Here is a 26,473-nt window from a genome sequence, read left to right on the forward strand (position 1 = left end):
TACTGTACGAAGTGTCTTGAGGAAGAAAATGGCGGAGAAATGGGCACTGGGCACGGTGTGTGGTTCCGTGCGCAGTGCCCATGAACAGTGCTGGGCGCCAGCTGGCCTTAGGCGGTGGCGGCACCAGTCATGATGGCTACCGCATCGGTCATGCTGTGCGACTGCGGGGTGATGGTCGCAGCGCACTTGCCCAGCCGCTGGATGTGGATCCGGTCGGCCACGTCGAAAACGTGCGGCATGTTGTGGCTGATCAAGATCACCGGCAGGCCCCGCTCGCGCAGGTCGCGCACCAGCTGCAGCACCTGGTTCGATTCGCGCACGCCCAGTGCAGCGGTCGGCTCATCGAGCACCACCACCTTGGAGCCGAAGGCCGCTGCGCGGGCCACGGCCACCGCCTGGCGCTGGCCGCCGGAGAGGTTCTCCACCGGAACGGTCACATCCTGCAGGGTCGAGATGCCCAGACGGGTCAGCTCCTCGCGGGCCTGCTTGCGCATGCCTTTGCTGTCAAGCATCCGCAATACGCTGCCCAGCAGCCCCGGCTTGCGGATTTCGCGGCCCAGGAACAGATTGGAAGCCACATCCAAGGCGGGGGAGACCGCAAGATTCTGGTACACGGTTTCAATGCCATGGGCCCGGGCATCCTGCGGGCGCTTGAAGGAGACCTGCTGCCCGGAAACGTGAAGCTCGCCGGAATCCGGGATCTCGGCGCCGGTCAGGCATTTGATCAAGGTGGACTTGCCGGCGCCGTTGTCGCCGATCACCGCCAGCACCTCGCCGGGGTAGAGATCCAGGCTCACGCCATCCAGGCCAACGACGCGGCCGAAGGTCTTCACCAGATTGCGGGCCCGCAGGATCGGTTCGCGGGTTTCTGCCTTGGCAGCAGCTGAGTCGGTCATGGTCATGACTTTGCCTTTCGAATCCACTGGTCCACGGACACAGCTACGATGATCAGAATGCCTACTGCCAGGGTCTGGTAAAGCACGTCCAGCCCGGCCAGCGACAGGCCATTGCGGAAGACACCGACAATCAGTGCGCCGAGCAGGGTGCCCCAGACTGAGCCGCGACCGCCAAAGAGGCTGGTTCCGCCGATCACCACTGCGGTGATCGAGTCCAGGTTCAGGTCCAAGCCCGCATTCGGGCTGGCCGAGTTGGTGCGGCCGATCTGCAGCCAGGCGCAGATGGCGAGCACCGCGCCGGCGGCAAGGTAAACGCTCATCAGCACGCGGTTGACCGGAATACCGGCCAAGCGGGCCGCTTCCTTGTCATCGCCCACCGCGTAGACGTGGCGTCCCCAGGCGGTCCTGCCCAGGATGTAGGCGATCACCAGGTACAGGGCCAGCATTACGATCACGCCGGCCGAAATGCGCACCGAACCGATCGGGAAGGTGGTGCCGGTCCAGGTCAGCAGGCCCGGCATATCGCTGCCGCGCACGGTGGCGCCGTGGGAATACAGCAAGGTCAAGGCCAGATACACATTGAGCGTACCGAGGGTGACGATGAACGGCGGCAGCTTGAGCCTGGTGACCAGGAAGCCGTTGATTGCACCTGTCGCAAGACCAGCCAGCAGACCGATCAGCAGGGCCACAAGGGCCGGAATTCCCTGATTTACAGCCGTCTGCGCCATGACCATCGATGCCAAGATCATGCCGGCACCCACCGACAAATCAATGCCGGCGGTGAGAATGACCAGGGTCTGGGCAATGGCGATGGTGCCGACCACCGAGACCTGCTGGGTAATCAACGACAGATTTTCCACGCGCAGGAAGCGCTCGTTGAGCAGCCCGAAGACGATCACCGAAATAATCAGCACGAGCGCCGGGCTCAATGCGGGATAGCGGTGCAGTGTTTGGCGCACCTTGCCCAGCGTCGTTTGGCGGTCAAGGAATTCTTCGGCGAGGTCGACCTTCCCGGAGTTCGGGGGACTGTCGGTATGTTGCTGTGTCACGATAAATCCTGATCTATTGGTAGGTGCAGTCCTCGGGCGCTACTTGCCCCAGCAGATCTTTGAAGCTTCTGCCGCGTCGATGCTTTCCACACCGCTCATCTTTTCTTCGGTCACCAGCTTGCTGCCGGTGTTGAAGAAGTCCAGGCCTTCGGTGGTCTCTGGCTTCTCGCCGGTCTCGGCCAACTTGGTGATGGCTTCGACGCCCAGTTCGGCCATCTTCACCGGGTATTGCTGCGCGGTTGCGTCGATGATTCCCTGCTTCACATTGGAGACACCTGAGCAGCCGCCATCGATGGAGACCACGAGGGTATCCTTCTCCTTGCCGGCGGCTTTCAGTGCCTCGTAGGCGCCGGCAGCAGCTGGTTCGTTGATGGTGTAAACGACGTTGATATCCGGGTTGCCGGCCAGCAGGGTTTCCATGGCGGTGCGGCCGCCGTCTTCGGCGCCCTGGGAAGCCTGGTTGCCGGCGATTTCGTAGTCGCCGCCCTTGCCTCCGGTGTACTTGCCGGACTTGGCTTCGTCGCCATTGACCTTGTCATCGGCGGCGTCGATGCCCATGCCCGTGAGGAATCCCTGGTCACGGGTGTAGTCAACGGAAACGATCTTGTCGTCGAAGAGGTCGACCATGCCGATGACGGCCTTTTTGCCGTCCAGCTTTTCGGCGGTCCACTGGCCGATCTGCTCGCCGGCGGCAAAGTTGTCGGTCGCGAAGGTGATGTCGGCGGCGTCGGCAGGATCCGGCGGGGTGTCCAGGGCGATGACGTAGAGGCCGGCATCGCGGGCCTTCTTCAGTGCGTCAACCACCGATGGTCCGTTGGGGGTGATGAGAATGCCTTTGTCGCCGTCGGAGATGGCGTTTTCGATGGCCTGGATTTGAGTGGCTTCATCGCCATCGGATTTGCCGGCGGCCAGCTTCAGGTCCACACCGCTGGTCTCCGCTGCCTTCTTGGCACCGTCTTGCATGGAAACGAAGAACGGGTTGGTGGTGGTCTTCACGATCAGCGAGACACCGACATTGCCGTCGCCCGATGCGTCTGCAGATGAATCGCCCGAGCAGGCCGAGAGCGACAGGGCGGCGAGCCCCAAGACTGCTCCTGCTGCCAGCATGCGGGTGGTGCGGGTTCGACGAGTGCTGAAACTTGCCATTTGGTGCTCCTTTGCGAGTGGGCTTCTCTGCTGCCCTGACAACGTGATCATGTAGAATGTAAGCTGGATCACAAGCGGTAGTCAATAGAAAGAAGAAAGAATTTGACAACGATGTCAGAACTCAATGTCGGCGGCGGTGCCAAATCCCGCCCAACTATGCGACATGTGGCAGCTTTGGCCGGCGTTGGCATTAAAACTGTTTCACGCGTCATGAACGAGGAACCCGGGGTCTCGGAGTCAACGAGGCAAAAAGTCCTGCTGGCCTCGAAGCAGTTGAATTATGAATTGGATGTGACAGCAGGAAGCCTGCGTCGCTCAAGCAGACGGACCCAAACTGTGGGCTTGCTGCTTCCCAGCGTCTCCAACCCGTTCAGCGCCGAAATCCACCGGGCCATGGAAGATGCGCTGAGCCTCAAAGGCGTTGCGGTTTTCGCCGCCAGCCTGGACGATGAACCCGAACGGGAAGAATCCATGGTCCGCGCGTTCCTCGGGCGCCGCGTTGACGGCATGGTGCTCACGCCAATTGCCAGCAACCAGGCCCATGTAATTCCGGAGCACTCCAGGGATTTGCCGGTGGTCTTCATTGACCGCGAACCGGTGGGGCTCAAGGCGGACGCGGTGGTCACGGACAATGCGGTCGGTGGCGCCAAAGCGGCTCAGCACCTGTACGAAGTTGGCCATCGGAAGATCGGCTATCTCGGTGACCGCACGGACATTCAAACCGCTCGCGAGCGCCGGCGGGGATTCATAGATGCGCTGAGCGAGCTCGGCATTTCGACCGCCAGCATTCCCGTCCGGGAAAACCTGCACGATGTCGAAAGCGCCAGGCTCGCCGCCATTGAAATCCTCACCTCGGAGAACCCGCCTACGGCCCTGTTCTCCAGCCAGAACCTCGTCACCTTCGGGTGCATGCGAGCCTTGCGCGAACTGGGGCTGAACCACACGGTGGCCCTGGTGGGATTCGATGACTTCACGCTCTCGGACATGGTGGATCCCGGAGTCACCGTGATTGCCCAGCACCCGGAGAAAATCGGCGCGCTGGCGGCCGAGCGGCTCATGGCCAGAATCGAAGGCGATGCCCAGCCGCCAAAAACCTACATCGTTGAAACCACCATGATCATTCGCGGCTCCGGGGAAATCCCGCCCGCAGCCTAAGCGCCTCACCCACTATGGAAGGAAAATCCGTGGACCAGAAGACCCTCTATGCAGAATTCACCGTCAAGGAAGGCAGTGAAGAACGCGTGGCAGAAATGATGAATGACCTCGCACAAAAGGTGCGCGAGGAGCCGGGGAACATCCTCTTCCTTCCCTACGTGCGCGAGGAGCGGCCTCGCGAATACTTCGTCTTCGAGATCTACGCCGATGAGCAAGCCTTCCAGGAGCACATCACCGCCGACTACGGAGCGGTCTTCAACGCCGAACTCGCTGAGCATATTGAGTCCGATGCCTCGGAGCTGACGTGGCTTCGCCCAGTTGAATAATTCGCCGTAGCTGCACAAAGCGGCCTCGCTGGCACTGCCCGGCGGGGCCAATTGCCGTGCCTAAAACCCTGTCTGATCTGTAAAAATAATACTTTTTCGGGACTCTTGAATTGTCTGCTGGACTTCGCCTACAGTCCTTGCTGTCGACAACGTTGTCTACAACGTCGCCCTTCAATCAGAGAGTCCAGCAATGCCTCCATGTACTGCGCGAACCAAAAAATCAATCTCCCTTGCCACGGCCGCCAGCCTGTGCTTCGGCGTAGGACTAGCTGGCGCCCTGCCAGCTGCTGCCGCCGAACTAGGCGACGAACCCTACCGCCCCGGCATCCACTTCACCCCGGAAAAGAACTGGATGAACGACCCCAACGGAATGGTCTATTACAAGGGCGTCTATCACCTGTTCTTCCAGCACAATCCCCAGGGCAACGTCTGGGGCAACATGTCATGGGGGCACGCCACGTCCAAGGACCTGGTGCATTGGGAACAGCAGCCGCTGGCCATTGCCGGAGATGCAGAAGAGGACATTTTCTCGGGCAGCGTTGTCGTGGATACGAACAACACCTCGGGACTCGGCACAACCAAGAACCCGCCACTGATAGCCATATACACCAGCGCGTATAAGGAGGGTTCCGAATACGCCGGACTGCAAGCCCAATCCTTGGCCTACAGCCTGGATGAAGGGCAGACCTGGACCAAATACAAGAACAATCCGGTGCTCAACCGCAATTCGGCAAACTTCCGGGACCCCAAGGTCTTCTGGTACTCCGGCGATGATGGTCGAGGCTACTGGGTCATGACCGCTGTGGAGGCAGCAGATCACAAGGCCGTGCTCTACAAGTCCAAGAACCTCAAGGACTGGACCAAGCTCAGCGAATTCGGACCGGCCAACGCCACCGGCGGCATTTGGGAATGCCCTGACCTGTTCCCGCTGGCGGTCGATGGCGACCCCGAGAACGTCAAATGGGTCATGGTCATCAACATGAACCCCGGAGGAGTCTCGGGCGGCTCCGCAGGACAATACTTCGTTGGCGACTTCGACGGAACCACCTTCACCTCCGAAACAACCAAGCCAGCACCCACCATGCCGGAAGGCAAGCTGCTGGCTGGATTCAACGACGGAACCTACAACGGCTGGACCGTCACCAATGATCCGGCCAGCGGCGAAGGAGGACCGTTCGGTGCCAAGCCGGCAGGCGGCACGATTCCAGGGCAACAGGAAGTCACCGGCTACCAGGGCGCCGGGCTGGTCAACTCCTTCCTAGGCTTCGACCAGCCGACCGGCACCATGCTGTCGGACCCTTTCACCGTTGAACAGGATTATCTGAACTTCCTGGTCGGCGGCGGAAAGCATCCCCGTGTCAGCGACAAGCGCGACAACAAGGCCCCGGCAGGCGAGCTGCTTTTTGACGGGTTCGAGGTTCCCGAAGGCTCCGACCTGTCGGACTATGGCTGGACCGGCACCGGTTCCCTGGTCCCCGAAAACCTGCCCTTCGCCGGTGGCGGCAATATGGCCATTGGAAGCCATGTCATCAACACCTACGAAGTGGGAGCTGGCGGCGATGACCAAATGGGCACCGCCACCTCGCCTGAATTCGCCATCACCAAGAAGCGCATCGGCATGCTCATTGGCGGCGGGCACCGGCGCAATGATCCAAGCCAGAAGCTTGAAGTCCAGCTTCTGGTCAATGGCGCCGTGGTCGAGTCCCTGGCAGGCGACAATGCAGAAGCCATGAACTGGAAGTCGTTTGATACCGAGGCGTATAACGGGCAGAACGCCCGGATTCGCGTCGTCGACCAAGCTACCGGCGGGTGGGGACACCTGACCTTGGACCACATCGTGCAGACCGACGAAGAAGTAGTGCCACGCTCGGATGAAACGACAGTCAACCTCGTGGTCGATCACCAGACGGTTCGCACGATTACCGGATCCAACAGCGAGAGCCTGGACTTCGCCTCATGGAACGTGAAGGAATTTGCCGGCAAGCAAGCCCAAATCGAGATTGTCGATAACAACCGCGAAGGATGGGGGCACATCCTGGCCGATGAGTTCACCCAGTCCGATACCGCCGCGCAATCATCGCTGGAAAGCTATGACTGGCTGGACTACGGGCGCGATTACTACGCGTCGGTTTCCTTCGCCAACATGCCCCAGGACCAGCGGATCATGCTCGGATGGATGAACAACTGGGACTATGCCAACGACATTCCGACTTCTCCATGGCGCAGCGCCATGTCGCTGCCTCGAAAGGTGGAGTTGACCCAGACCGCGCAGGGGCCTCGCCTCACCCAGGCGCCGGTGGAACAGGTCGGCAAGCTGGGCGGCAAGCCACAGTACATGGAACACAACAAATCCATCAGCGAGGGAACCCGCACGCTGCCGCAGGCGGCCTCCGGCTCCATTGCACGGGTGGACCTGGTTCTCGACCCGGGCACCGCCAAGACCTCGGGCATTACGGTCCACGGCGATGCCACCAGCTCCACGGTGATCGGCTATGACGCCGAAAGCAAGAAGGCCTACGTTGACCGCCGCAACTCGGGCAATACCGGATTCCATCCCGGCTTCGCCTCGGTTGAGCAGATGCCAGTGAAGCTGAACAGCAATGGCGAGGTGGTACTGCGGGTCTATCTGGACCGTTCGTCGGTTGAGGTATTCGCCCAGGACGGCCAGCGCACGTTGACCGATCAGGTCTTCCCGAACCAGGGGGCTGACCGGCTTGGAGTCTTCGCCCATGGCGGCACCGCGAAGCTGAAGTCGCTGAAGGTCACCGAGCTCGAGCCATCGATGTTCACCTCGGCCACCCGGTAGGAGATGCACCACGGACAATACGGTGGATGCTGCCACGGAGCATAGTGCGTGGCGGCATCCATCGCGCTGTTTAATGCGGAGGCACAGGCACACCGCCTAAGATCGAAAGCATGAGCAGGCACGTTCGAAAAACTGGTGAGCCAAGCGCATTCTCCCGCGTTGCCCCAGAAGCCGGCTTGCTCCTCGGGGCCGGGCGGGCGATCCTGATGCAACTGGCCCATCCGCAAATTGGCGAGGCCATTGCCCAGCACTCCGACTTCGCCAGCAATCCCTTGAGCCGGCTCATGCACACGCTCGGCTACATCTATGCCTTGAGCAACGGCAATGCGGAACAACAGCGCACCATGATCGCCTACGTCAACGGCGCGCATCGAACCGTGCGCGGAACGCGGAACGAAGCAGAAGGAACCCCGGCCTATTCGGCGTTGGATCCGCGATTGCAATTATGGGTTGCCGCCACGCTTTTCGACTCGGCCCGTGTCATTGCCCGGCAGGTACTGGCTGGCGATGGTGCCCACGACGAAGAGCTCTACGAGCAGTACTCGTTGCTGGGCGAGGCCTTGCAGATGCCCAAGGATTTGTGGCCAGCCACGATCCAGGATTTCGACCAGTACCTGGAGCAGGCGCTGGCAGCTCTCAGCACCACCGGCCGGACCCGGCAACTTGCCGAAGACCTTTTTGCCGCGCGCAATGCGCCGTGGTGGATCCGCGCCTGCTTGCCCCTGATGCGGGATGTCACCATCGCCCAGCTGCCAGCGCTGGTGCGCGATCAATTCGGGTATGAACTAAGCAAGAAGGTCCATCGGCGCAACGCGGTGGCCATTGCCGCGGCCCGGATGGCGAGCCGGGTCCTGCCTACCCCTATCAGGCATCTTCCGATGAAGATCATGCTTCGCCACGTCGACCGGATGACCCCGGGCCAGCACTGATCAGCCAGCGTCCCGCGCGCGGGCCGGAAGCAGAATGCGCGGCAATGCCAAGAGCAGGAACAAGGTTGCCAGCACCAGTCCGCCACCGATCCACGCGCCCAGCTGCCAGCCGAACAGCACCTGCAGGACAAACCACACACAACCCGAGACCAGCAGGCCAACGCCGACGCCCACTATTTTCAGCACGATGTGCCCAAGGGCCACCGTCTGCTCTTTGAGACGCTGGCCAAAGAAGTATCGGTGGACTGCTACCGGGGTGATCAGCAGCAAAATCAGCAGCGTGGCAGCAACCAACAAGACGATGTAGATCGTTTCATCGGATCGGCTGAGCATCTCGAAGCGCGCCTGAAACGGCAGCACCACCAAGAACGCAGCGAGAATCTGCACGCCGGTTTGCATGACCCGCATTTCCTGGAGCAATTCGTTCCACTGCCGGTGCGCGGCACCATCACTGGTATCCGGGTGGGACCGTGTGTTCATGGGAGAACTCCTGGAGCGATCTTGGCTGGAAAGCGGCTATTGGCTGATGCCTCGAACTATGCCAACCCTTGGGTCATCTGGCAACAACTGACTAGGCCTGCTCGTCCATACTGTCGGCACTGCCCGCTACATTGGGCACATCGGGCTAGGAGAGGACAGAGGCGATGGCCATGGCGCAAGAAAACAGTTCCGGGGGCAGTCTTCCCGACTGGATCCATTCCGCGGAAGGCTTTGAGGATGTGTGGTCCATGCCCAATCGCGGTCTCGCCTGGTGCGATTGCGGGGATGACCATGAGCTGACCGAAGACTTTGTTTTCAAGACCTTGATTGAAATTGGCCTGGAGCCTTCACGCATGCTGACCCATGAAGAACTCACGGAGCTCACTGCGGCCGTGTGGATGCATGACGAGGTCTGCCGGTTCTTCGAGCTCGCAGTAGAAGAGGCTGCCAAGCCGATCCATGGCGGAGTCGACGAGATCTACCCGCTGCGCCATACCCTGGAGATCGTCGGGTACTTCTCGAAAACCTGGCAAGGATGCCCCGAAGAGGACTGCCGCAGGTGAAACGCGGGAGCGCTGAACCGGCACAACGGCTTGACCGCCATGGAAAATCCTTGCCGTCAAGCCGTCAAGCCGTCAAGCCGTCAAGCCGTCAAGCCGTCAAGCCGTCAAGCCGCCAAGCCGCCAGCGCTGTCAGCTAGCTGCTGCGCAGCTGGGCAAATGGCGGAGTCTGCACGCCGTCGGCGACTGCCTCGGCAGGATCATCGCCCAGGTGGATGATGCGGTTATCGGCATCAACGTGAACCACACTGGGAACGTAGCTGCGGGCTTCGGCATCCTCCATCTGCGCATAGCTGATCAAAATGACCAGGTCACCCGGGTGGACCAAGTGCGCTGCTGCGCCGTTGATGCCGATCACGCCGCTGCCGGGTTCGCCAGCGATGGTGTAGGTTTCCAGGCGGGCGCCATTGGTGATGTCGACGATGCTGACCAGTTCACCGGGCAAGATGTCCGAGGCGGCAAGCAGGTCGGAGTCCACCGTCACCGAACCGACGTAGTGCAGATCCGCTTGCGTTACAGTGGCCCGGTGGATCTTGGATTTGAACATGGTGCGTTGCATGGAATCAGACGTCCTTGGATGATGCGTAGTCTTTCGAACATCAAGTCTACGCTTTGACCTTGTGGCCAGGACAACGCGGCGAGTGCCATCAGGCCTGCGGCCAGCAGCTGGCACCCGGGGTGTCCATAGGTGGTAGTTAAGAAGTGCGTCCCCGAAGAACCGGTAGGTTCTTCGGGGACGCTTGACGACGCCTTGCGGCGACCTGCGCTACAGGTTATGCAGGCAGGTGAGCTTCGAGGGCCTTATGCACCGAGCCATTGGCCAGCAGGTCATAGGCTGCTTCCAGTTCTGCGGAAAGGAAGCGGTCCTGGCCGGGGCCTGCAACCTTGCTGCGCAATACTTCAAGCACCGCACCGGTCGCTGGACCAGGCTTCAATGGGGCCCGCAGGTCCAGGGCGCGGCCGGCAATCAGCATTTCCACTGCGAGGATGCGGCGGAGGTTCGCTACCGAGGTGCGCAGCTTGCGCGCCGCATGCCAGCCCAGGGAAACGTGGTCTTCCTGCATGGCCGAGGATGGGATGGAGTCAACGCTGGCAGGAACTGCCAGCCGCTTGTTTTCTGCCACCAAGCCGGCCTGGGTGTACTGGGCGATCATCATGCCCGAGTCCACACCCGGATCGTCGGCCAGGAATGCCGGCAGGTCGCGGGAGCGGGCTGGGTCGAGCATGCGGTCGGTGCGGCGCTCGGCGATAGAGCCGAGGTCGGCCACGGCGATGGCAAGGAAGTCCAGCACGTAGGCTACCGGTGCGCCGTGGAAGTTGCCGTTGGAAGTCACTTCGCCGCTGGGCAGCACCACAGGGTTGTCAATGGCCGCAGCCAGTTCGCGGGTGGCGACCAGGCGGGCATGAGCAATGGTGTCGCGGGCGGCACCGGTGACCTGCGGCGAGCAACGCAGCGAGTAGGCATCCTGCACTCGGCCGTCTCCCTCGCGATGCGAGGCAACAATTGGCGAGTCGGCCAGGAAGGCGAACATGTTCTGGGCGCTGCGGCCCTGGCCTGGGTGCGGGCGCAGTGGTTCGTGCAGTTCTGCGCGGAATACCTGATCGGTGCCCAGCTGGGCTTCAACGCTCATGGCAGCGGTGGCATCGGCGATGTCCAGCAGCTCATCGAGATCCGCCAATGCCATGATCAGCTGGCCGAGCATGCCGTCGGTGCCGTTGACCAGAGCCAGGCCTTCCTTTTCTGCCAGTTCGACAGGGGTCAATCCGGCCTCGGCGAACAGTTCCGGTACCGGGCGGATATTGCCGTGGGCATCGGTGGCTTCGCCCTCGCCCATCAGCACCAATGCGCAGTGCGACAGCGGAGCCAAGTCACCGGAGCAGCCCAGTGAACCATATTCGCGGACTACCGGAGTGATGCCTGCATTGAGCATGCCGACCATGGTCTCAAGGACGACCGGGCGAACGCCCGTGCGGCCGGAAGCCAAGGTCTTTGCACGCAAGAACATCAATGCGCGGACCACTTCGCGCTCCACCGGTTCACCCATGCCAGCAGCGTGGGAACGGATGAGGGAGCGCTGCAGCTTGGCGCGATCCTCGGGTGCGATGTGGCGGGTTGCCAACGCGCCAAAGCCGGTTGAAATGCCATAAACCGGGGTATCAGCAGATGCCAGTGCATCGATATGTGCTCGGACGGAAGCCAGTTCCTCAAGTACTTGCGGAGAAATGCTGATGCGGGCTTCGTGGCGGGCAACGGCGATAACGTCGTCTGCGGTTGCGCCACTTAGGCCAAGTGTTATTTGAGGAGCGGAAGCCATGGCAATCAAATCCAATCGTTGCGGTACAAGGAAGTCTCTAGCTTCCATTGTTCGGCAGTTGAGATTAGCTGGTGGCCGATAACTGGGTGATGTGTCCGAAATACCGGACGCGATCGACAGGCGATTCAGTAGCCTAGATCCACGCCGGAAAGGGCATCCGGGCCAAGACGGTTCGACTGGCCGGAGTCGTGGGCTGAAGCGTTGTCGTTCCGCCACGCTACCGAGTTGCCAACCCCGCTGGCACTGACGTCCTCAATATTATTCACTGCCACGATATTGCCGTTTCCGGATATGGACAGATCCTTAATGCGGCCGCCGACGATCATGTTTCCAGTGCCTGTGATTTCCACCTGTTGGCAATTGCCGATGAGCTTGACCATCTCGCCATCCGAGTCGAGAGTCATTTTTCCGGTGCACTTTTTCTCGATGGCTTTGGCTTCTATGATTCCGAAGGCCTGAGAGAAGGAATCCCCAGCAGTCTCCTTCGGTACTGTGCCACTGCCTGTTGCTTTACCATCAGGATTCTTGGCGCTCGGGGTGACAGTCCCCTCAATGGGTGGAGTGTTTTTGGCGGGTGCAGTCGTGGGTGAACTTGACGGACTCTGCCCATCATTCGAGGATTCAATACTCACGCACCCGGCGAGGGCAGCAGCCAGGAGCCCGGTCGCAAGGGATAGTCCACAGACTTTGGCGAGGTGAGAATACATGTCCATCCTGTCGTGTCGGCAAATTGTCCCCAGGTTCGCATGAACCTATTGGCTATTGTCCTGCAGTGCGGTCGCTAATGCACGGTCACCAGAAACTACTGCTGGAATAGACCACCAAGATGACCGGGAATTCACGCATATTCTGAGGTCAGAAGACACTGGAGTTGCGCATGAAACAGGCCTACTCTGTATCTATCGACAATACCGTGTGCTGATGCGCGCACGTTTAGGAGGCAATGTGGGAACACGCGTCAGAGAATTCGCCGGCTAGCAGTAGACGTGGACAAGTCGCTGCAGTCAGGTCGGTTCATTTGTTTATGAAAGATCACTGGAGTGAAAGATGCCTAAGAAATCTCTTGGATTAGGTCTCGTTGTTGGCGGCGGAATCATCGTCGCCTTGTTTCTCATGTTCATACTCATCACACCAGCTGCTGATGCGCAAGCCATGACCCCCATGTGGCTCGGAATCATCTGGGGCGGACTTGCCATGTGCTGGGGGCTCTTCAGGTTGATTGTCGGGCCATCTTCCTTGGACCACCCTCACGGTGGAACCGACGCGGGATCATAGGGAATTCTGGCGAGCACATGGTGTTCGCCAGAATGCTGCAACCTTTGCATCACGTGACCGTGACCTGAATGCCTGCTCAAAAGAAGCGAGCTTGATTCGGAATTGGATCTACCCAGAAGTAGCGTTTGGAGAAGTGCATCGGAAATCCGCCGGTGCCGATAACGTCAACTTCAATTCAAGGGGGATGCCATGACGGACATCAAGACGACCACCGCGAAGAAAACGACGAAAGAAAACGCCGAACACGGATTTGTGGCTTCAGAGTCACTCCGAGATGCCCTGCAATTAGTGCTCATCCAGCTATTGGACCTTCAGCTGGTTGGCAAACAGATTCATTGGAATGTTGTAGGCCCGAATTTTCGCGATCTGCACCAAAACTTGGATGAGGTCGTCGGCATTGCTCGTAAGGGGTCCGATGAAATAGCCGAGCGGATGCGCGCATTGCACGCCACTCCAGACGGGCTAGCTTCCACGATCACCAAGTACACAAAATTGGAACAACCTGTTACTGGGGAAATTCTGACCAAGGACGCCGTCGACATGGTTGTAAAAGCGGTTCAGTCCACCGTAGGTGTTATCCGCGACGTGCATGATCCGGTCGATGAAGAAGATCCGACAACGGCCGACATCTTGCATCAATATATTGCTGACCTTGAGCAGCAGGCATGGTTCATCAGTGCTGAAACCCGTCGTCCGTAGAAGACGGGCATCCGTATTCGGTGCAAATGACCCACGCTGACCGCAGAGAAATCGCTGTTCCCCATGTTCAATGGGAACAGCGATTTCTCTGCATGGAACTTATTCTGCGGAAGATAGTTCTGTAGAACCAGGGAACATTGCTATGCAAAGCCAATAGCCTCGGAGTCGGAGACTAGAACCCTTCGCTTTGGCCCAGATCGCCGAAGTCCTGCACTGCGTTTTCGTTGTTGTCTCCGTAGGACTCGCCCACATTGCTGTCGCCGTACAACTGTTCTTCGTTGTCGTCGCCGAAGGAGTCTTGGCTGGACTGTCCTTCGTTGTTACCGCCGTACGATTGCTCTTCGTTGCTGTCGCTGTACGACTGTCCTTCGTTGTACTGCTGCTCATCCGATGAGCCGTACCCGGCGTTTTCCTCGGACTGGACGTTCTCGAAATTGCCGAACTGCTCGTTTGAATCCTGCTCAGACATGATGTCCTCCGTGGGTCGGTCGTTTCTGACGTGATCCACGCTAAGCAAGCGAAAAATGGCCTACAAGGCTTAACTGGAAGCTCTGAGGCATTTGCCATTTCAAGTTAATGCAACGTTCACTGCACCCATGTCAGGGGCAATTTTCAATCACTAAAGGACGGTTAAAGCAAGAGGTCCGCGTGCCTTGCCAGCTGATCAGCAGACAAGGCGCGCGAACCGCCTAATGGACTTATTTGCCCTGCATTGGGATGCGCACGGAACGCTCCGCTGCCACTTCCTCTGCACGTTCGTAGCCTGCATCCACGTGGCGGATGACGCCCATGCCTGGGTCGTTGGTCAACAGCGCCTCGAGCTTGGCTGCTGCCATCTCGGAGCCATCGGCCAGCGAAACCTGGCCAGCGTGGATCGAGCGGCCCATGCCTACGCCGCCGCCGTGGTGGATCGAAACCCACGAAGCGCCTGAGCTGGTAGCGGTCAGGGCGTTGAGCAGTGGCCAGTCGGCGACTGCATCCGAGCCGTCCTTCATGGATTCGGTTTCGCGGTATGGCGAAGCTACCGAACCGGAGTCGAGGTGGTCGCGGCCGATCACGATCGGTGCGGAAACCTTGCCTTCGGCAACCAGCTTGTTGAAGAGCAGGCCGGCCTTGTGGCGCTCGCCGTAGCCCAACCAGCAGATGCGTGCCGGCAGGCCCTCGAACTCGACCTTCTCAGCGGCTGCATCCAGCCAGCGGTGCAGGTGCTCGTTCTCCGGGAACAGTTCCTTCAGCGCTTCGTCGGTAACGCGGATGTCCTCCGGGTCGCCGGAGAGCGCAACCCAGCGGAATGGGCCCAGGCCCTCGCAGAACAGCGGGCGGATGTAGGCAGGAACGAAGCCCGGGAATTCGAAGGCGCGGTTGTAGCCGCCCTTGCGGGCCTCGTCGCGGATCGAGTTTCCGTAGTCGAAGACCTCTGCGCCGGCATCCTGGAACTCGACCATAGCCTGGACCTGGGCTGCCATTGAAGCCTGGGCCTTCTTGGTGAAGCCGATTGGATCTGCCTTGGCTTCGGCGTCCCACTGTTCCATGGTGTATTCGGTCGGCAGGTAGCTCAGCGGATCGTGGGCCGAAGTCTGGTCGGTGACGATGTCGATGGCGAACTCGCCGGCCTGGTGGCGCTTGAGCAGTGCGGGGAAGATCTCGGCGGCGTTGCCGACATAGCCTACGGAGAGCGGACGGCCTTCGGCCTTGGCGGCCAATACCTTTTCCAGCGCCTTGTCCAAATCCAGCTCCACCTCGTCCAGGTAGCGCTTGGAAACGCGGCGGCGCAGACGGGACTCGTCCACGTCGATGATCAGCACCGCACCGCCATTCAACGTGACCGATAGCGGCTGCGCGCCGCCCATGCCGCCGCAACCGCCGGTCAGGGTCAGGGTGCCGGCCAGGGTGCCGTTGAAACGCTTCTTGGCAACTGCCGCAAAGGTCTCGTAGGTGCCCTGCAGGATGCCCTGGGTGCCGATGTAGATCCATGAACCAGCGGTCATCTGGCCGTACATCATCAGGCCTTCGGCCTCCAGCTTGCGGAAGTGCTCCCAGTTGGCCCAGTCGCCGACCAGATTGGAGTTCGCAATAAGGACTCGCGGAGCCCACTTGTTGGTCTTGAAGACGCCGACCGGCTTGCCCGACTGAACGAGCAGGGTTTCATTGTCTTCCAGGTCCTTGAGGGTTTCAACGATGGCGTCAAATGCTTCCCAGGAGCGGGCAGCCTTGCCGGTGCCGCCGTACACCACAAGATCCTCGGGGCGCTCTGCCACCTCGGGGTCGAGGTTGTTCATCAGCATGCGCAGTGGGGCTTCGGTGGCCCAGGACTTGGCGGTCAGTTCGGTGCCGCGTGGTGCGCGGACAACTCGTGGTTCGTGGCTCATGAAGATTCCTAACGATGTAATCTAGCTAACTACTTACATCATTGGCCATCGAGCAGCCGCTGAGTACCTCGCAATCACCGGACTTGTCTGGTATTTCAGATCCGTGGGTTGAGCGTGGTGCTGCGTGGCGCCGCATCCCACGGCGATCCTGTGCGGCAGGCTGCCGGGAGGGACCGCAGGGCAAGGCGGCATCATCGTGTTTCGGCGCCGCCTTCGCTAGCCGGGGATCGAGGGGCCCGCCGGACGCTTTCCCTGAATTCGCGTGGTGATCAGTGCCGCGGTCGAACGGATCTGCTTGAGCAGCTTGTCCCACTGTTCCTCGGGCACCCGGTCTGCCAGGAAGGTGACTGCCACGGCGGCCACCGGCCAGTTGCCGGCATCCCGGATCTCCACCGCGAGCGAGTGGAAGTCCGGGGTGACATCCCCTCGTTCCACTGCGTAGCCGCGCTGCGAGCACTGCTCCAGCTCGCGGCGCAATTGCGCGTAGCCGGTGATCGAAGAGCGTTCCACGCGATCCGAGAAATTGGCCGCGCTGGGATACAGCGCGCGCACCTGGGATTTGGGCAAGGCCGCCAAGATGGCCCTTCCCGAAGCAGTCAGATGCGAAGGCAAGCGCACCCCTACATCGGTGACCAGCGACGGGCGGCCTTTGGCGCGTTCTTCCACGATGTACAAGACATCGGATCCATGCAGGATTGCCAGATGCGCGCTCTCGCCGACCTTGTCCACCAGCTGGGCGATGAGCGGTGCGCCAAGCCGGGCCAGCGGTTCCTGCCGGGTGTAGGCGCTGGAAAGCTCAAAAGCCGCGATCCCCAAGCCATAGGACTTGTCCTCCGGATAATGGGTGACAAATCCACGCTCGTTCATGACCGCGAGCAGCTGGTAAACGCTGGAGCGGGGCAAATCGAGCAGGGTGGCAATCATGGCTGCCGGTGTGGGAGCCTTCCTGCTGGCCAGCAGCTGGAGGATCCTCAGGGTGTTATCCGATGCCGGGACCTTGCTACCCATGTGGCCTCCTTGGCACAGTTCGGATCATGTTCTGCGACAAATTCTAGCGCCCGGCCCCGGCCATGAACTCGTTGAGCTCGCTCAGCGTCGGCGGGTTGGCGCCGGTGCGGGCAACGGTCATCCCCGCGCAAGCGGCCGCGATCTGCAATGCCGCCTCCAGCTCGGCGCGATCCAGCGTGCTGCCATCACGCAGGTTCTGGGCCAGCGGGCCATCAACGATTCCATGCAGCAGCCCGGCCATGAACGCATCCCCGGCACCCACGGTGTCAGCGGTGGGCACTGAAAGCGAGGGGACCACGACTTCGCAATTCCGGGTGCGCGCTTCGGCGCCGCGGGCGCCAAAGGTCATCACGGCCAAGGAAGCTCCAAGGTCCAGCAGATGCTCCAGCACGCGGTCGGTGTCCCACCCGGGGTACAGCCACATTGAATCCTCGTCGCTGAGCTTGACCACATGGGACAAGGAGCTCAGCTTCTCGATATGGCTGATGGCCTTGGCCCGGTCCTCAACCAGGGCTGGACGCAGGTTCGGGTCGTAGCTGCGCAGCTGGTTGGGCGGCGCGGCGAGGAACAGGTCGATCAGCTTCTGCGCGCTGGGGGAGCGGAAGGCGGCGATGGACCCGGTGTGCAGCAGCGACGCCTCGCTCGCGGCCAGCTTGCCCAAGCTGCAGTTCAACTCGAATTCGTAGCTGGCATTGGCGGACTCATCGAGCACCACGGTGGCCGTGGAGGTTGGCGCATCCGACTGCGATCCTTCAGCCAGCTCGACTCCCGAGCCCTGCAGGTGATCGGCGATCAGCTGCCCATGCTCATCTGTGCCAAGATCCGTGGCCAGCGTGACCTCATGGCCAAGCCGGCCCAGACCCACCGCGACATTCAGCGGAGAACCTCCGGGATGGGCCACGGAGTTGACGATGTCCACCAATGCCTCGCCGGCAACCTGAATTGAAACCATGGTTTCGATCCTACGTAACCCGGGCAGAAAATGCTCGCTAGACGTTCAGCCGGTACCCGCGCTTGATCACCGTGCTGATGATTTCAGGCTGGGGCAAGGCCCGGCGCAGCCGGCTCAGCGTCATATCCAACGCGTGTCGCGAGCTGACCTCGGGCAGGGCGGCGCTGAGCTCATCGCGCGAGAGCACGCTGCCGCCGGCCTCGATCAGCGCGCGCACCAGCTCGGCTTGCCCCGGAGTCAGCTCGCAATTCTGGTCCTGGATGGACAAGGTGCGCCCGCGCAGCTGCACCTGGCCATGCACGGTCTGCGCCTGCAAGGTGCCCAGCGAACCCAGATGCTCAACCAGCTGGCCGATCATCGCGCCCATGCGGTGGCGTTCGGGAACCAGCGGATTGATGCCGGCTTCTTCCAGCGGGGAAGCGGTCACTGGCCCAACGGTGGCCACGGCCACGCGCTCGGCCAAGGAACGCTGCAGGGCGGGGAGCCGATTGCGCGCATTGGCGGCGGCAAATAGCGCGTGCACGCTCGGTGCGCTGGTGAAGGTCACCGCGTCGAAGTGCGCCGCGCACAAGCCCTCCACCAAAGCCGAAATCCCGGTGTCGCTGCTGGTGTCCTGCCAGCGGTAGGGCTCGACCTTGATCACCCGCCGCGCCCCGAATTCGCGCATCTGCTGCGGCATCCCATGATCCGAGTCGGCGTGCAGCTGCAGGGCCACGGTGGCTGAAGCAAGCTTGCCCTTGAGCATCTCAAGCAGCGAAGAGCTGCGCCCGTCCTTGGCCACGCCGGCCGGCTCCAGGCCCAGCGCCCGCACCGACCCATGGGCCTTGGACCCGCGCACATAGAGGTCGGACTGGCTGAAGGCGGAGATCAACTCGTCGCCGATCCCGGCCGCCTCGGCGGTATCGAGCCAACGCCGCAGCCCGTAGGCGGTGGTGATCACCACGACCTGCGGCCGGGCCTCGATCAGCTTGTGGGTCTGCGCCAGCAGCTGCTGCTCGTCATCCAGCGGGGCCAGGCGCAGCAGCGGGGTGTGGGTAACCTCAGCGCCACGCCGTTCAAAAGCTTCGATCAATTCGGCTGAACGCCGATCGCTGGTTACGGCGATGCGGAATCCAGCCAAGGGTTTCGCGATATTCATGAGGCTCTCTCCAAGGCAGGTTCGGTACTGGCGGCCGGCACCGCATCGAGCAAGGACTGCGGCAATTGCGCCACCTCGCCGATGACGATCACGGCCGGATTCGAGTGTGCGCGGGCCACCTCGGCCAGGGAGGAGAGCGGCGCATGGCTGGTGCGCTGGATATCGGTGGTGCCCGACTGGACGATGGCGCAGGGCATGTCCTTGGCCATTCCCACCCGCAGCAGCCCCGAGACGGTCTGCTCGATGGTTCCCATGCCCATCAGGATCACGATCGTGCCGCCCAGCTTGGCCAACTGCTCCAGCTGCTGCTCGCCGAGCGGATCGTGCGCGGAGACCACGGTGAACATGGTGTTCACCCCGCGGGCTGTCACCGGGATGCCGGCGGCGGCCGGCACGGTGATGCAGGAGCTCAACCCTGGAATCACGCTGACCGGGATCTTGGCCGCGGTGGCTGCGGCGACTTCTTCAAAGCCGCGGCCGAAAACAAAGGGGTCCCCGCCCTTGAGCCGGACGACCTTGGCACCGGCCTGCGCCGCCTCGATCATCCGCGCTTCGATCTGGCGCTGGGTGAGCTTGTGGTGGCCGGGCAGCTTGCCCGCATCGATGATGGTGGCCTGCGGCGCCAGGACCGCAAGATGCTCGCTGGGACCGAGCCGATCGGCGAAGACCACCTCGGCCTCGGCCAGGGCGCGCACCCCGCGAAGGGTCATCAGGTCCAAGGCGCCTGGTCCGCCGCCGAGCAAGGTGATCGAGCCGGTGCCAGCGGACGGGGCAGCCCGCAGCACCGGGACCTTGGCCGCGGCGGCCACCTGGTCAAAGCGCTCGGGACGGTGATCGCAAATCACCAGCAGGCCCGCCTGTTCCAGCTGCCCCAGCGCCTGCTGCGCGTCCTCGGCAAACAGGAGGCTGCAGCCTTCGGCACTGAAGCGGTCGGCGGTGGTTTTGCTGGCGGATCGGCTGCCTGCGATCAGCACCATGCACTGGGAAAGCTCGAGGTCTATGCCGATCATGATTGCTTCGATCCTTGCTGGATTTTCCTGAATGACATGGGGTGCTCCTTGGAATAAGTGGGTGCTACCCAGCGTAGGGCTCCAGCTTTTCCCGTAGGTATCGCAAATGTTTCAGGTGTAATAAATCGAATAAAGGTTAACCTTCTGGAAATGTTCGAGTCGGCGGGATGAAACACTAGGTCATTAATGTCAGTAGTGTTGCAAGGCACTGGGCCGGCAACCTGCAAAATTCAGTGAGCGAATACGCAGGAGCTTGCCGACCGATGCCTGCAACGGGCACGCTGGGTGCATGGAATCGCTTTTTGATGACAGCGCCTTGGCCCGCGCCGGGGGAATAGTGCGACCCGGGGTGTGGCATCTGCCCGGCTGGCTCAGCCCCGCCGCGCAGGAATGGATCGTTGCACGCTTTTTCCAGTGGGGACACGGACCCGTCCCGCCCCACCGCACGCACATCAATGGCCATCCCATGAGTGTGCAATCGCTGAGTTTGGGCTGGCATTGGAGCCCGAACCGCTATTCAAAAACCGCCGACGACCTCGGCGGCGCACCGGTGGCGCCGATGGAACAATGGCTGGTGCGACTGGGCCAGAACGCCGTGGCCGAAGCCACCGGCGATGCCCAGCGCGCCGCAGCCTATCTTCCCGACGCCGCCATCGTGAATTTCTACGACCACCAGGCCACCATGGGCATGCACCAAGATGCCGACGAGCGCATTAACGCGCCGGTGGTTTCGCTGTCCATCGGCGACTCGGCAACCTTCCGCCTGGGCAACACCGAGAACCGGAACCGGCCATGGCAAGACCTGCGCCTGGCCTCCGGGGACCTGCTCATCTTTGATGGCCCGGCACGCTTTGCCTATCACGGGGTGACCAGGATCCACCCTTCAACGGCCCCTGCCGGTTGCCATCTGGGTGCTGGGCGCATCAACATCACCCTGCGCCAAACCGGCCTGCAGACCATTTAGGCTTGCCAGCTGGGCTACTGCGCGTTGTCCAGATCGATGGTGGCTTGCAGGGCGTAGTGATCCGAATCGCCGATCGGCAGGCGCTTCAGATCGGACGAGGCCACTCCGCGCAGCATCATGTGGTCGATCCCGAGCACCGGGACGGGGGAGCGCGGCCAGGTCATCGCCAGCCCCCAATCACTGTAGGCCGCCTCGTCCAAGGCGTCCAGGACCGGGGCAAAGTGCCGGTCCGTGCTGGTGGCGTTGAAGTCGCCGGCGGCAATGATCTTCGCTGAATCATCGGCCTGGACATAGCTGGCCAGCGAGGCGAGCATGGCATCGCGTTCATGATGACCGGTAGGCCGGGCCGAAGCGGCATGCACCGCGTACAGCCGCACGTCGCCATGCTCGGTGCTGACATCAACACGCAAGGCGCGATTCCAGCCCAGCCCCAGATCCAGCGGCTGCGCATTCTTCAAGGGGTAGGCGCTCCATACACCCACGGTGCTGACCATGTACCGGTAAGGGTGGGTTTGGGACAGCTCCTGGCTGATCTGCTCTTCCTGGTCCTGTCCGATCTCCTGCAGAGTGATGACCTGCGCCCCGGAAGCGGCCAGTTCCCGGGCCGCTTGCAGCCCAGCCGACTCGTGGACATTTTGCGTGGCCACCTCTAGCGAGGCTTGCGGCGCGTACTTTGCATGCGGAATGAAGCTGCTGCCAAAAAGCACCGACCACACCACCACGGGAACCAGCAATCCGATGAAGCTGGCTCGTCCGCGCACCACCAGGGCAATGACCAGCAATACGGGGATCCCCAAGCCTGCCCAGGGCGCAAGGTTGTCCACGACCAGGCCAAGGCCCAGGATGTCGGGGACCTGCTGATGGAATACCATCAGCCCTGCCAGCGCTAAGCAAAGCAGGACAAAGAAGACCCTCGCGATAATCAGCGGGGCCGAAAGGCGTTGGTGCGATGCATGAGACATAGGACTTAAACAGTGGCACAAAATACTGTGGGAATCGTAATTTTCAGCTGGAGAAGTGCCCCGGCGATTCCCCATAGTCACTACGATGGAAATAGCGCGCCGAGGATGCCGCGATCATGCACCTGCCTAGAATTGAGAACTGAATGACTGCCTACCTATCCGGCGGAAAACTACTATTGGCGATCCTCGCTCTGGCCATGGGCGGCTTTGGCATCGGCGTTACCGAATTTTCGATGATGGGCCTGCTCCAAGAAGGCGCCCTCGACCTCGATGTCAGCAACTCGCAGATGGGCCTGATGATCAGCGCCTACGCCATCGGCGTGGTGGTCGGCGCTCCGGTGCTCACTGCCATGGCCGCGAAGATCCCGCGCAAGCGCGCGGTGCAGCTGCTGATCCTCTTCTTTACCCTCGCGAACCTTTCCTCGGCGTTCGCGCCCGACTACAACACCATGTTGATTACCCGCTTCCTTGCCGGGTTGCCTCACGGCGCCTACTTCGGATTGGCCGGCGTGCTGGCTGGAAGCCTGGTTCCTGGAACCATGCGCGGCCGCGCTATCGCCTGGGTGATGCTCGGCCTTTCGGTCGCCAACGTCATTGGCGTGCCGCTGGTTACGACGCTGGGACAGCAGGCTGGCTGGCGTTCGATGTTCTACATCGTTGCGTTCATCGGGCTGATTACCGCGGTACTGATCACGCTTTTTATTCCGTGGCGCAAAGCTGAACCAGGTGCCAGCATCCGACGCGAGCTGACGGCGCTGAAAAGCCCGCAGGTTTGGCTGGCCATGGCCACCGGCATCGTGGGCTTCGGCGGCTTCTTTGCGGTGTATTCCTACATCTCTCCAACGCTGACCGAAGAATCGGGACTCAAGATCACCTTGGTACCGATCGCCCTGGCGCTCTACGGGCTGGGCATGGTGGTCGGCTCGCTGATTGGTGGGCGCCTCGCGGACTGGTCGGTCTTTGGCGCCATCAAGCTTTCCAGCGTTCTGATGGCAGCCACCATGCTGGTATTCGCGGCGGTGGCCAGCTGGATCATCCCGACGATGATCATGGTGTTCGTGCTGGGAGCCGTCGGTTCGCTATTGATCCCGAGCCTGCAGACACTGCTCATGGATTCGGCGCCGCACGCCCAGTCGCTGGCTGCTTCGCTGAACCACTCGGCCTTGAATGTCGCTAACGCCTTGGGTGCAGCTTTGGGGGCTGTGGTGATTTCAGCTGGTTTCGGCTACCGCGCCCCATCCATGGTGGGCGCAGGCCTGGCGGCCTTGGGCCTGCTGATCGCCATGATCACCCAGGCGCGAGCCAAGAAGATTGGCCTGCTCGTGGGCCGCGATGCAATTGCAGCCCACGAGCACACCGTCGTCGACTAGCTGCTAGCCCTGTACAGCGGAGATGTTGAACATCCACACTACGCCGAACTTGTCGCGAAGCTGGCCGAAGGAGTCGCCCCACGGGGCCTTCTCCAACGGCACCTCGATGGTTGCGCCGGCCGTCAGCGCTTCCCACCACTTGGTTAGAACTGCGTTGTCGGCTTCATCGGTGGCATCGCTGCTCAGGGCGACAGCGCCATTGCTGGTGACGGTCATCTCTGGCGTGCTGTCCGAGGCCATCAGGTGGATGCCGCGTTCCAGGAACAGCGATGAGTGCATGATCAGGTCTGCGGTGGCAGGATTGCCGTCGTTCATGCCTTCCTGGAAGGTCATCATCGATAGCTCGCCGCCGAGTGCTGCATTGTAGAATTCCATGGCTTCGCGGGCATCACCGGCGAAGCGAAGGTATGGGGTCAATCCAATGGCCATGGGGTCGCGCCTTTCACTCAAGATTTAGTGGAACCGATCGGCCCCGAATCCATTCTTACCACCGCCGGCGGACAAATAGAATAGTGCGGATGTGATCAGCGTCTCGGATAGTCGATTTGGTATTTTCCCAACTCCTCCGGTAGAGTTTTATCTCGGTTCAGCGGTAGAAATACCGGCGAGACCAGCTCTTTTGGGGGTATGGCGCAGTTGGTAGCGCGTCTGCATGGCATGCAGAAGGTCAGGGGTTCGAATCCCCTTACCTCCACAAAATCGAATAAAAACCTCCCGGTCATTAACCGGGAGGTTTTTTGTTTTCTTCAGATGCTGAGCCCTGCGCATCAGGAGCAAGCTGGTTAATGATCTGTATTGCGCAACGGAGCGGATTACCGCCTATCGGTTATTGGACTGGTAACCCAGCCGCTGACTAATTTTGCGTGCTGCTGTGACAGCAGCAGAACTCAGTTCTTCCAGTTCGGAGGACCCAACGCGGTAAAACGGGGCAGCGATCATGGCGCAGGCAACCACTTCTGAACGGTGATCCAGAATTTCTGCAGCCACCGCAACTTCTTCCCTTGATGTCTCGCCATAATTTACGGCGTAGCCGCGCTCGCGCACTAGCTCTAAGCGTGCACAATATTCCTCTACCCTCAAACCCGACAATTCGATTTCGCCCGAGGCCAAGAGCTGTGCGCAACGCTCGGGGATTTCGTGAGCCAAGAAAATCTGTACCGAGGCACTGAGCGCTGAACGGTACCGGGAACCCATGACCGAGGTGTGCTTGACCAGGCGGTTGGAAGGGATCTGTTCAACGGAGATGGATTCGCTTCCATCCCAGATATTCAGGACAGCGGTCTCGCTCGTAGAGTCGCGCAATTCCTGCAGGATCGGGTAGGCGACTTGCCGAACGTCAAGGTTAGCCAACAAGGGGCCAGCAATGGCAATGAGTCCTACTCCCAAGCGATATTTGCGAGTTTGCTCATCGCGTTCGACCACTCGTTCTTGTTCGAGAGTTGAAAGTATGCGCGAAATGCTCGACTTATGGAGCCCTACTTGTTCAGCAATCTCCGTGACTCCGATGAGTGGACGTTCCACGGTGAAACAACGCAACACATCCAGTACGTTGACTATCACTGAAGTCCCTCGGGCTTCACTGCGTAATTCGGTCATTTCGCCTCCTTGATCGCTACTATCCTACGGCTATCCCAGCGGTTTCCGGCTGGTCTCGGCCGAGCAGATGACCGCTATCAATGAAATTACGGCCGCGCCCATTAGGTACCATCCCGGCGCCAGCAGGTTTCCACTAGCGGAAATAAGCAGTGTGGCCACAAATGGTGCGGTACCGCCGAATAATGCGTTTGAAACGTTGAAGGAAACCGCGAATCCTGAATAGCGAACCTTGGTCGGGAACATTTCAGCCAAGTAGCTTGGAAGGGTTCCGTCATTCAACGTCAGCATGGCACCGAGCAAGATCTGCACCAGGACGATGATCAGGAAACTTCCTGAATCTAGGGCTATGAAGGCAGGAACAGTCAGCATTACGAACATGATTGAAGCCGTGATCAATACGCGTTTGCGTCCCAAACGATCTGAGAGCATTCCCGTGAGAAAGATGAATCCGATGTAAGTGACCAGAGCGATTGTCGTTGCCAGGAAAGAGCGCGTGGCGTCCAAACCTAGCTCTTGGGACAAATAGGTCGGCATGTACGACAAGATCACGTAGAAGCCAACAGCGTTGAGCAGGACTGCACCAGCTGCGAGAAGCAGCTGACGCCAGTGGTTCTTCAGTAGCGATCGCACTGGTGAACCTTCATTATCAACCGCTTTGGACGCTTCGCGGAAGGCAGGTGAGTCTTCCAGCTTGGTACGGATATATCGACCGATGAGTCCCATTGGCGCAGCCAGCAAGAACGGCAAGCGCCATCCCCAGGATTCCAATGCCTCAGTGGAAAGCAAGCTGGTCAGTCCGGCTGCAAGCAATGAACCTAAGAGCAGACCGGTAGCAGTACTTGCCGGAACAACCGCTGCATAGAGCCCACGCCGATTGGCCGGCGCGTATTCGACCAGGAAAGCCGACGCACCTGCGTATTCCCCTGCGGCGGAGAAACCTTGGACAACGCGAAACAATAGAAGGAGTATTGGAGCGGCGAAGCCAATGGACGCATAGCCCGGCAACAATGCGATGCAGAAAGTGGCTCCTGTCATCAGCAAGATCGACAAGGACAGCGCAGAGCGCCGGCCAATCTTGTCGCCGAGGTGACCCCAAATGAAACCGCCAACGGGGCGTATGAGGAAGGAAATGGCGAAGACTCCGAAGGTCATGAGTAGCGCCGCCTTGGGGTCTTCGGTGGGGAAGAATACCGCAGCGATAGTTACGGCCAAATATCCGTAGGCGGCGTAGTCGAACCACTCAACAAAGTTGCCGATGAAGCTGGCCATGACAACCTTGCGGCGTGTTTGGATATCGATTGAACCAGTTTCGGGAGTGGTTGGCGTGCTCTGCGCAGCGGCAAGTGGTGCACTGCGATGAGAGTTGCGAAGGGGGTTCATGGTGAAGATCCTCTGGGAATAGCGACGAGAAGCGTCTAGCTCTTGGGGTCGCGTCGGTGTTGCCTGATAATGCAACGGTGGGGCGGGT

The 26,473-nt window shown here is 60.7% G+C and carries 26 protein-coding genes and 1 tRNA gene; 10 read left to right on the forward strand and 17 right to left on the reverse strand.

What is annotated here, in order from left to right:
- Nucleotides 1–107: 107 nt before the first annotated feature.
- The 3 genes from H6F58_RS03150 to H6F58_RS03160 are packed head-to-tail and all read right to left on the reverse strand — an operon-like array spanning nucleotide 108 to nucleotide 3,091.
- A complete protein-coding gene (locus H6F58_RS03150) occupies nucleotides 108–902 on the reverse strand; it encodes an ATP-binding cassette domain-containing protein (RefSeq protein ID WP_146276240.1) in 795 nt (264 codons plus the stop codon).
- A complete protein-coding gene (locus H6F58_RS03155) occupies nucleotides 899–1,945 on the reverse strand; it encodes an ABC transporter permease (protein ID WP_060702561.1) in 1,047 nt (348 codons plus the stop codon). The genes H6F58_RS03150 and H6F58_RS03155 overlap by 4 nt, the downstream gene beginning before the upstream one ends.
- Nucleotides 1,946–1,984: 39 nt before the next feature.
- Nucleotides 1,985–3,091, reverse strand: a complete 1,107-nt coding sequence (locus H6F58_RS03160) for a substrate-binding domain-containing protein (RefSeq protein ID WP_146276238.1) — start codon at nucleotides 3,089–3,091, stop codon at nucleotides 1,985–1,987.
- A gap of 156 nt (nucleotides 3,092–3,247) precedes the next feature.
- Between H6F58_RS03160 and H6F58_RS03165 the strand changes: the two genes are divergently transcribed.
- The 4 genes from H6F58_RS03165 to H6F58_RS03180 all read left to right on the forward strand — a co-directional run bounded on the left by H6F58_RS03165 (nucleotide 3,248) and on the right by H6F58_RS03180 (nucleotide 8,307).
- Nucleotides 3,248–4,246, forward strand: coding sequence for a LacI family DNA-binding transcriptional regulator (locus H6F58_RS03165; RefSeq protein ID WP_146278192.1), 999 nt, complete (start codon nucleotides 3,248–3,250; stop codon nucleotides 4,244–4,246).
- A gap of 29 nt (nucleotides 4,247–4,275) precedes the next feature.
- Nucleotides 4,276–4,572 carry an antibiotic biosynthesis monooxygenase gene (locus tag H6F58_RS03170; protein WP_257720410.1) on the forward strand — a complete coding sequence of 99 codons (297 nt, stop codon included), beginning with the start codon at nucleotides 4,276–4,278 and terminating at the stop codon, nucleotides 4,570–4,572.
- A gap of 190 nt (nucleotides 4,573–4,762) precedes the next feature.
- Complete coding sequence (locus H6F58_RS03175) at nucleotides 4,763–7,378, forward strand: GH32 C-terminal domain-containing protein (RefSeq protein WP_146276236.1); 2,616 nt, start codon at nucleotides 4,763–4,765, stop codon at nucleotides 7,376–7,378.
- Between the two features lie 110 nt (nucleotides 7,379–7,488).
- Entirely contained in the window at nucleotides 7,489–8,307 is an 819-nt protein-coding gene (locus H6F58_RS03180) for an oxygenase MpaB family protein (RefSeq protein ID WP_146276234.1), read from the forward strand.
- On the opposite strand, the gene H6F58_RS03185 is transcribed toward H6F58_RS03180, so the two are convergent.
- The gene (locus tag H6F58_RS03185) at nucleotides 8,308–8,787 is read right to left on the reverse strand and encodes a DUF6328 family protein (RefSeq protein WP_060702557.1); all 480 of its coding nucleotides are present in this window, start codon (nucleotides 8,785–8,787) and stop codon (nucleotides 8,308–8,310) included.
- Nucleotides 8,788–8,957: 170 nt separating this feature from the next.
- Between H6F58_RS03185 and H6F58_RS03190 the strand changes: the two genes are divergently transcribed.
- On the forward strand, nucleotides 8,958–9,350 hold the full coding sequence (locus H6F58_RS03190) for a hypothetical protein (protein WP_195181073.1): 393 nt from the start codon (nucleotides 8,958–8,960) through the stop codon (nucleotides 9,348–9,350).
- A 133-nt stretch (nucleotides 9,351–9,483) separates the two neighbouring features.
- On the opposite strand, the gene panD is transcribed toward H6F58_RS03190, so the two are convergent.
- The 3 genes from panD to H6F58_RS18380 all read right to left on the reverse strand — a co-directional run bounded on the left by panD (nucleotide 9,484) and on the right by H6F58_RS18380 (nucleotide 12,294).
- Entirely contained in the window at nucleotides 9,484–9,906 is a 423-nt protein-coding gene (gene panD / locus H6F58_RS03195) for an aspartate 1-decarboxylase (RefSeq protein ID WP_146276230.1), read from the reverse strand.
- Between the two features lie 214 nt (nucleotides 9,907–10,120).
- Nucleotides 10,121–11,662, reverse strand: a complete 1,542-nt coding sequence (gene hutH / locus H6F58_RS03200; protein ID WP_146276228.1) for a histidine ammonia-lyase — start codon at nucleotides 11,660–11,662, stop codon at nucleotides 10,121–10,123.
- A 125-nt stretch (nucleotides 11,663–11,787) separates the two neighbouring features.
- Nucleotides 11,788–12,294 (reverse strand): DUF3060 domain-containing protein, encoded by a 507-nt coding sequence (locus H6F58_RS18380; RefSeq protein ID WP_186468108.1) that lies wholly within the window; start codon nucleotides 12,292–12,294, stop codon nucleotides 11,788–11,790.
- Between the two features lie 415 nt (nucleotides 12,295–12,709).
- On the opposite strand from H6F58_RS18380, the gene H6F58_RS03210 reads away from it, so the two are divergent.
- The gene (locus H6F58_RS03210) at nucleotides 12,710–12,937 is read left to right on the forward strand and encodes a hypothetical protein (RefSeq protein WP_146276224.1); all 228 of its coding nucleotides are present in this window, start codon (nucleotides 12,710–12,712) and stop codon (nucleotides 12,935–12,937) included.
- Nucleotides 12,938–13,126: 189 nt separating this feature from the next.
- A complete protein-coding gene (locus tag H6F58_RS03215; protein WP_146276222.1) occupies nucleotides 13,127–13,636 on the forward strand; it encodes a DNA starvation/stationary phase protection protein in 510 nt (169 codons plus the stop codon).
- 172 nt (nucleotides 13,637–13,808) lie between these two features.
- Here H6F58_RS03215 and H6F58_RS03220 read toward each other — a convergent pair whose 3' ends face one another.
- The 6 genes from H6F58_RS03220 to cobA form a co-directional block, all read right to left on the reverse strand.
- The gene (locus H6F58_RS03220) at nucleotides 13,809–14,105 is read right to left on the reverse strand and encodes a hypothetical protein (protein ID WP_146276220.1); all 297 of its coding nucleotides are present in this window, start codon (nucleotides 14,103–14,105) and stop codon (nucleotides 13,809–13,811) included.
- Nucleotides 14,106–14,334: 229 nt separating this feature from the next.
- Nucleotides 14,335–16,005 (reverse strand): urocanate hydratase, encoded by a 1,671-nt coding sequence (hutU, locus tag H6F58_RS03225; protein WP_060702550.1) that lies wholly within the window; start codon nucleotides 16,003–16,005, stop codon nucleotides 14,335–14,337.
- Nucleotides 16,006–16,221: 216 nt separating this feature from the next.
- The gene (locus H6F58_RS03230) at nucleotides 16,222–17,013 is read right to left on the reverse strand and encodes an IclR family transcriptional regulator (protein WP_146276218.1); all 792 of its coding nucleotides are present in this window, start codon (nucleotides 17,011–17,013) and stop codon (nucleotides 16,222–16,224) included.
- Between the two features lie 43 nt (nucleotides 17,014–17,056).
- Complete coding sequence (locus tag H6F58_RS03235; RefSeq protein WP_146276216.1) at nucleotides 17,057–17,965, reverse strand: carbohydrate kinase; 909 nt, start codon at nucleotides 17,963–17,965, stop codon at nucleotides 17,057–17,059.
- Between the two features lie 37 nt (nucleotides 17,966–18,002).
- A complete protein-coding gene (locus H6F58_RS03240; protein ID WP_060702547.1) occupies nucleotides 18,003–19,103 on the reverse strand; it encodes a uroporphyrinogen-III synthase in 1,101 nt (366 codons plus the stop codon).
- On the reverse strand, nucleotides 19,100–20,113 hold the full coding sequence (gene cobA, locus H6F58_RS03245; RefSeq protein ID WP_146276214.1) for a uroporphyrinogen-III C-methyltransferase: 1,014 nt from the start codon (nucleotides 20,111–20,113) through the stop codon (nucleotides 19,100–19,102). The genes H6F58_RS03240 and cobA overlap by 4 nt, the downstream gene beginning before the upstream one ends.
- 289 nt (nucleotides 20,114–20,402) lie before the next feature.
- Here cobA and H6F58_RS03250 point away from each other — a divergent pair, with 289 nt between their 5' ends.
- A complete protein-coding gene (locus H6F58_RS03250; protein ID WP_195181075.1) occupies nucleotides 20,403–21,077 on the forward strand; it encodes an alpha-ketoglutarate-dependent dioxygenase AlkB in 675 nt (224 codons plus the stop codon).
- A 14-nt stretch (nucleotides 21,078–21,091) separates the two neighbouring features.
- Here the strand turns inward: H6F58_RS03250 and H6F58_RS03255 are convergent, their stop codons facing one another.
- Nucleotides 21,092–22,039 (reverse strand): endonuclease/exonuclease/phosphatase family protein, encoded by a 948-nt coding sequence (locus H6F58_RS03255; protein WP_195181076.1) that lies wholly within the window; start codon nucleotides 22,037–22,039, stop codon nucleotides 21,092–21,094.
- A gap of 143 nt (nucleotides 22,040–22,182) precedes the next feature.
- Here H6F58_RS03255 and H6F58_RS03260 point away from each other — a divergent pair, with 143 nt between their 5' ends.
- Nucleotides 22,183–23,409 carry an MFS transporter gene (locus H6F58_RS03260; RefSeq protein ID WP_195181077.1) on the forward strand — a complete coding sequence of 409 codons (1,227 nt, stop codon included), beginning with the start codon at nucleotides 22,183–22,185 and terminating at the stop codon, nucleotides 23,407–23,409.
- 3 nt (nucleotides 23,410–23,412) lie between these two features.
- On the opposite strand, the gene H6F58_RS03265 is transcribed toward H6F58_RS03260, so the two are convergent.
- Nucleotides 23,413–23,838 carry a VOC family protein gene (locus tag H6F58_RS03265; protein ID WP_146276207.1) on the reverse strand — a complete coding sequence of 142 codons (426 nt, stop codon included), beginning with the start codon at nucleotides 23,836–23,838 and terminating at the stop codon, nucleotides 23,413–23,415.
- Between the two features lie 192 nt (nucleotides 23,839–24,030).
- Here H6F58_RS03265 and H6F58_RS03270 point away from each other — a divergent pair.
- A tRNA-Ala gene (locus tag H6F58_RS03270) sits at nucleotides 24,031–24,103 on the forward strand.
- A gap of 125 nt (nucleotides 24,104–24,228) precedes the next feature.
- On the opposite strand, the gene H6F58_RS03275 is transcribed toward H6F58_RS03270, so the two are convergent.
- Nucleotides 24,229–25,005, reverse strand: coding sequence for an IclR family transcriptional regulator (locus H6F58_RS03275; protein ID WP_171919509.1), 777 nt, complete (start codon nucleotides 25,003–25,005; stop codon nucleotides 24,229–24,231).
- A 30-nt stretch (nucleotides 25,006–25,035) separates the two neighbouring features.
- Entirely contained in the window at nucleotides 25,036–26,274 is a 1,239-nt protein-coding gene (locus H6F58_RS03280; RefSeq protein WP_244652293.1) for an MFS transporter, read from the reverse strand.
- Between the last annotated feature and the right edge of the window lie 199 nt (nucleotides 26,275–26,473).

It is taken from the genome of Glutamicibacter sp. FBE19 (assembly GCF_015524875.1).
Taxonomy (GTDB): Bacteria; Actinomycetota; Actinomycetes; order Actinomycetales; family Micrococcaceae; genus Glutamicibacter; species Glutamicibacter halophytocola.

What these genes read in the sequence shown, in the direction of transcription:
- H6F58_RS03150 (WP_146276240.1), bottom strand. Translation starts at nt 902, where the DNA reads ATGACCATGACCGACTCAGCTGCTGCCAAGGCAGAAACCCGCGAACCG.
- H6F58_RS03160 (WP_146276238.1), bottom strand. Translation starts at nt 3,091, where the DNA reads ATGGCAAGTTTCAGCACTCGTCGAACCCGCACCACCCGCATGCTGGCA.
- H6F58_RS03165 (WP_146278192.1), top strand. Translation starts at nt 3,248, where the DNA reads ATGCGACATGTGGCAGCTTTGGCCGGCGTTGGCATTAAAACTGTTTCA.
- H6F58_RS03175 (WP_146276236.1), top strand. Translation starts at nt 4,763, where the DNA reads ATGCCTCCATGTACTGCGCGAACCAAAAAATCAATCTCCCTTGCCACG.
- H6F58_RS03180 (WP_146276234.1), top strand. Translation starts at nt 7,489, where the DNA reads ATGAGCAGGCACGTTCGAAAAACTGGTGAGCCAAGCGCATTCTCCCGC.
- H6F58_RS03185 (WP_060702557.1), bottom strand. Translation starts at nt 8,787, where the DNA reads ATGAACACACGGTCCCACCCGGATACCAGTGATGGTGCCGCGCACCGG.
- H6F58_RS03190 (WP_195181073.1), top strand. Translation starts at nt 8,958, where the DNA reads ATGGCGCAAGAAAACAGTTCCGGGGGCAGTCTTCCCGACTGGATCCAT.
- panD (WP_146276230.1), bottom strand. Translation starts at nt 9,906, where the DNA reads ATGCAACGCACCATGTTCAAATCCAAGATCCACCGGGCCACTGTAACG.
- hutH (WP_146276228.1), bottom strand. Translation starts at nt 11,662, where the DNA reads ATGGCTTCCGCTCCTCAAATAACACTTGGCCTAAGTGGCGCAACCGCA.
- H6F58_RS03210 (WP_146276224.1), top strand. Translation starts at nt 12,710, where the DNA reads ATGCCTAAGAAATCTCTTGGATTAGGTCTCGTTGTTGGCGGCGGAATC.
- H6F58_RS03215 (WP_146276222.1), top strand. Translation starts at nt 13,127, where the DNA reads ATGACGGACATCAAGACGACCACCGCGAAGAAAACGACGAAAGAAAAC.
- H6F58_RS03220 (WP_146276220.1), bottom strand. Translation starts at nt 14,105, where the DNA reads ATGTCTGAGCAGGATTCAAACGAGCAGTTCGGCAATTTCGAGAACGTC.
- hutU (WP_060702550.1), bottom strand. Translation starts at nt 16,005, where the DNA reads ATGAGCCACGAACCACGAGTTGTCCGCGCACCACGCGGCACCGAACTG.
- H6F58_RS03230 (WP_146276218.1), bottom strand. Translation starts at nt 17,013, where the DNA reads ATGGGTAGCAAGGTCCCGGCATCGGATAACACCCTGAGGATCCTCCAG.
- H6F58_RS03235 (WP_146276216.1), bottom strand. Translation starts at nt 17,965, where the DNA reads ATGGTTTCAATTCAGGTTGCCGGCGAGGCATTGGTGGACATCGTCAAC.
- H6F58_RS03240 (WP_060702547.1), bottom strand. Translation starts at nt 19,103, where the DNA reads ATGAATATCGCGAAACCCTTGGCTGGATTCCGCATCGCCGTAACCAGC.
- cobA (WP_146276214.1), bottom strand. Translation starts at nt 20,113, where the DNA reads ATGATCGGCATAGACCTCGAGCTTTCCCAGTGCATGGTGCTGATCGCA.
- H6F58_RS03250 (WP_195181075.1), top strand. Translation starts at nt 20,403, where the DNA reads ATGGAATCGCTTTTTGATGACAGCGCCTTGGCCCGCGCCGGGGGAATA.
- H6F58_RS03255 (WP_195181076.1), bottom strand. Translation starts at nt 22,039, where the DNA reads ATGTCTCATGCATCGCACCAACGCCTTTCGGCCCCGCTGATTATCGCG.
- H6F58_RS03260 (WP_195181077.1), top strand. Translation starts at nt 22,183, where the DNA reads ATGACTGCCTACCTATCCGGCGGAAAACTACTATTGGCGATCCTCGCT.
- H6F58_RS03265 (WP_146276207.1), bottom strand. Translation starts at nt 23,838, where the DNA reads ATGGCCATTGGATTGACCCCATACCTTCGCTTCGCCGGTGATGCCCGC.
- H6F58_RS03275 (WP_171919509.1), bottom strand. Translation starts at nt 25,005, where the DNA reads ATGACCGAATTACGCAGTGAAGCCCGAGGGACTTCAGTGATAGTCAAC.
- H6F58_RS03280 (WP_244652293.1), bottom strand. Translation starts at nt 26,274, where the DNA reads ATGGCCAGCTTCATCGGCAACTTTGTTGAGTGGTTCGACTACGCCGCC.